The organism is Limnobacter sp. (assembly GCF_964228395.1).
GTDB lineage: Bacteria > Pseudomonadota > Gammaproteobacteria > Burkholderiales > Burkholderiaceae_B > Limnobacter.
In genome coordinates, this window is record NZ_CAXQZX010000130.1 from 1 (window position 1) to 2,669 (window position 2,669).

Below are 2,669 nucleotides of genomic sequence, written 5' to 3' on the forward strand. Positions count from 1 at the left end.
TGAACCGGTTTTTGCCTCCGACCATTTGTGTGACTGGGGCTGCGCATGTTGACGACAGTTTTCATGCCCGTTTTAGCGCGATCTCGCGCACCTACCGTTATTTTTTCTACAGCAGTCAGGTGCGCGATCCATTCAAACCGCACATGACCTGGGTGCATTACCCGCTCAAGCTGGATGCCATGCGCGAAGCGGCGCAATGTTTGGTGGGCACCCATGATTTTTCTGCATTCAGAGCATCGCAGTGCCAGGCCAGCAGCCCAGTGCGCACCATTCACAGCATTTCCTTGGTAGAGCAGGGCGACCATGCTTACTTGGAGGTTCACGGGAATGCTTTTTTGCACCACATGGTTCGAAATATTGTGGGATGCCTCATGGAAGTTGGGCAGGGGCGGGAAACCGTGGAGTGGATGACCACTGTTTTGGTCAGCAAAAACCGCAGCATGGCCGCCAAAACTTATGCTGCGCAAGGATTGTCCTTGTGGCACATTGAATACCCTGAGCACTTTGAAATTCACCGTTTGTTTGAGCCGCTTCCATGGATCACCTAAGAACCCGCATCAAAATTTGTGGCTTGATCAATGAAGAAGCCGTCAAGGCCTGCACCCAAGCGGGTGCTGATGCTGTGGGCTTTGTGTTTTACCCACCTTCAGTGCGCAATATTGAGCCTGCTGCCGCGGCAGCGCTGGCCCGCGGCCTGGGGGCTTGGCAAACACCCGTGGCTTTGTTTGTGAACGCACAGCCCCAGTTGGTCCATCAGGTGGTGCAAGGCATGCCCAACGTGCTGTTGCAATTCCATGGTGACGAAACCCCTGATTATTGCGAGTCGTTCGCCCGCCCGTATATCAAGGCCATTCGCATGCGGGGGGGGGTTGACCTGGCTCAAGAAAGCGCCCGTTACGCCAGCGCGCAAGCCTTGCTGGTGGATTCATGGAGTGAATCTTATGGTGGCAGTGGCCATACTTTTGACTGGTCTTTGCTGCCCGGGCAGGGCGCTTTGAAGCAGGCTTTGGTATTATCCGGGGGGTTGGACCACGCCAACGTCGCACAGGCGATTGCCGCCATTCGGCCCTATGGGGTTGATGTGTCCAGCGGGGTGGAATCCACCCGGGGCGTTAAAGACCTGAACAGAATTTTTGAGTTTTGCAAGGCGGTCCACCGGGCCGATGCAACGAGAGCAGCAACATGAACAAACCCTACGAATTTCCCGATGCAACTGGACACTTTGGCCCCTACGGAGGCACCTTTGTGTCTGAAACGCTGGTGCATGCGCTTGAAGAACTAAAGGCCGCGTATGCCCATTACCAGAACGATCCGGAGTTTGTGGCCGAGTTTGAAAACGAACTGAAGTATTTTGTGGGTCGTCCCAGCCCGATCTACCACGCCAAGCGTTGGTCTGAATTGCTTGGCGGTGCTCAAATTTACTTTAAGCGCGAGGATCTGAACCACACGGGCGCCCACAAGGTGAACAACTGCATCGGGCAGGCCCTCTTGGCCCGTCGCATGGGCAAGCCGCGCGTCATCGCAGAAACTGGTGCTGGCCAGCACGGCGTGGCCACAGCCACCGTGGCCGCTCGTTATGGCATGAAGTGCGTGGTGTATATGGGCCAGGAAGACGTGGCGCGGCAAGCGCAGAACGTGTTTCGCATGAAATTGCTGGGCGCCGAGGTGGTGCCGGTCACCTCGGGCTCCAAAACCTTGAAAGATGCGCTGAACGAAGCCATGCGGGATTGGGTCACCAATGTAGAAGACACTTTTTACATTATCGGTACAGTGGCCGGGCCACACCCTTACCCCATGCTGGTGCGCGACTTTCAGAGCGTGATTGGCCGGGAGTGTTTGCAACAGATGCCCGAGCAAGTGGGCCGCCAACCCGATTATGTGTTGGCCTGTGTGGGCGGTGGCTCCAACGCCATGGGGATTTTTCACCCCTACATAGGCGTGGACGGGGTGCAACTGGTGGGTGTTGAGGCCGCCGGCGAAGGCATTGAGACTGGCAAACACGCTGCTTCCCTGTCGGCGGGCACACCCGGCGTGTTGCACGGCAACCGCACTTACCTCTTGCAAAGCGACGATGGCCAAATTGTGGAAACCCACTCGGTGTCTGCCGGTTTGGATTACCCAGGGGTCGGCCCTGAGCACGCCTGGCTCAAAGACAGTGGCCGTGCCCAGTATGTGGGCATCACCGACACCGAAGCCCTGGAGGCCTTTCACAACTGCTGTCGAATTGAGGGCATTATCCCTGCATTGGAAAGCAGCCATGCTTTGGCTCATGCGGCCAAGTTGGCCAAAACCCTGCCCAAAGACAAAATCATTTTGGTGAATTTGTCAGGAAGGGGGGACAAAGACATGCACACCGTGGCCCGCATGAGCGGAGCGGAGTTTTATTGCCACCCCGATTGCAAAACAGGCGCCGCTGCGGCCTGCAACAAGAAATAATTCACCACCATGTCTCGCATCAAAGCTGTTTTTGAAGAACTGAAAGCCCAGGGGCGCAAGGGCTTGGTGCCCTTTGTTACTGGAGGCGACCCCGACCCTGAACAAACCGTCGCAGTGATGCACGCCCTGGCGCAGGCTGGTGCGGATGTGATCGAACTCGGTGTCCCGTTTTCTGACCCCATGGCAGATGGCCCTGTGATTCAGCGCTCCAGTGAGAGAGCGCTGGCCAAGGG

General features: G+C 56.8%; 4 protein-coding genes. All 4 read left to right on the top strand.

Translation table 11 applies throughout. The annotated features are described in order from the left end of the window. The coding region (locus tag ACEQU8_RS11330) for a tRNA pseudouridine(38-40) synthase TruA (RefSeq protein ID WP_370263691.1) at positions 1–548 on the top strand (548 nt) is incomplete at its 5' end. After that, positions 536–1,186: a phosphoribosylanthranilate isomerase gene (locus tag ACEQU8_RS11335; protein ID WP_370263692.1), complete on the top strand. Its 651-nt coding sequence runs from the start codon at positions 536–538 to the stop codon at positions 1,184–1,186. The genes ACEQU8_RS11330 and ACEQU8_RS11335, both read left to right, overlap by 13 nt. Next, the gene (gene trpB / locus ACEQU8_RS11340; protein ID WP_370263693.1) at positions 1,183–2,436 is read left to right on the top strand and encodes a tryptophan synthase subunit beta; all 1,254 of its coding nucleotides are present in this window, start codon (positions 1,183–1,185) and stop codon (positions 2,434–2,436) included. The genes ACEQU8_RS11335 and trpB overlap by 4 nt, the downstream gene beginning before the upstream one ends. Before the next feature lie 9 nt (positions 2,437–2,445). Next, the coding region (locus tag ACEQU8_RS11345; protein WP_370263695.1) for a tryptophan synthase subunit alpha at positions 2,446–2,669 on the top strand (224 nt) is incomplete at its 3' end.